We start from the raw sequence: 1,154 nt of genomic DNA, 5'->3' as shown, positions 1-1,154 counted from the left end.
GACCATCTTAAAATAGGAGACAGAGCATGAATCGACGTCAGTTCGTGAAGGACCTCTCTCTGGGTGCGCTCGCCGCCTCTACACTGCCCGTCTTTCGCAGCGCCCACGCAGCAGAGTTCACTTACAAGATCGCCCACAGCACTCCGACCACGCACCCCTTGCACATTCGGCTGACCGAGGCCGCCGCAAAGATCAAGGCCGATACGAAAGGCCGCTTCGAGCTGCAGGTGTTCCCGTCCGACCAATTGGGCGCTCAAACCGACGTCCTCGGTCAGGTGCGATCCGGCGCAACCGACTTCTTCGCGCTCTCCGGCGTCGTGCTGTCAACTCTGGTGCCCGCCGCGGCAATCAGCGGCGTCGGCTTCGCGTTCAAAAGCTATGACGCCGTCTGGAAAGCCATGGACGGCAATCTTGGTGCCTTCATCCGTGCCGAAATCGATAAGACGCGCTCCCTGTTCGCGTTCGAGAAAGTCTGGGACAACGGCTTCCGCCAGATCACCAGCTCCAATCGCCCCGTTGCGACCCCCAAGGACCTCCAGGGCATGAAGATTCGCGTCCCCCCATCCTCGATGTGGGTCTCCCTCTTCAAGGCGCTTGATGCCCTGCCCACCACCATCACCGCCAACGAGCTCTACTCCTCGCTCCAGACCAAGATCGTCGATGCGCAGGAGAACCCGCTCGCGGTCGTGTCCAGTTTCAGGCTCTACGAAGTGCAGAAGTACTGCTCTCTCACGAACCACATGTGGGATGGATTCTGGATTCTCGCGAACCGCAACAACTTCGACGCCTTGCCGCCCGACGTACAAAGCGTCGTCAGAAAGCATCTGAATGACGCCGCCGTGGCAGAGCGGCAGGACCTGGTCAAATTCAACGCCTCATCGCAACAGCTACTGGTCGGCAAGGGTATGCAGTTCACTACGCCGAAAACCACCGACTTCCAAGACAAGCTTCGCGCCGCCGGCTACTACACCCAGTGGAAAAGCAAGTTCCCCGCCGCAGGATGGGCCCAACTAGAGGCCGTTGCCGGTCGTCTGTAAGGAGGCACTATGAACCACTCCGCCACCACCGCTCTGTCCAACTCGCAGTCCCGCTGCCCGACGATCGAGCGCGTCCTTGCCTCCGCCGTCTCCTGGATCGGTGCATTCCTTTTGGTC

General features: G+C 60.3%; 1 protein-coding gene. It reads left to right on the top strand.

Annotated elements, in window-relative coordinates; genetic code table 11:
• The first annotated feature begins 26 nt into the window (after positions 1–26).
• Positions 27–1,037, top strand: a complete 1,011-nt coding sequence (locus DIE06_RS37785) for a TRAP transporter substrate-binding protein (RefSeq protein ID WP_124665742.1) — start codon at positions 27–29, stop codon at positions 1,035–1,037.
• Positions 1,038–1,154: the final 117 nt, after the last annotated feature.

This window comes from Burkholderia sp. Bp8998, from assembly GCF_003854235.1.
Lineage (GTDB): Bacteria > Pseudomonadota > Gammaproteobacteria > Burkholderiales > Burkholderiaceae > Burkholderia.
This window is presented reverse-complemented; position numbering and strand designations above follow the sequence as displayed.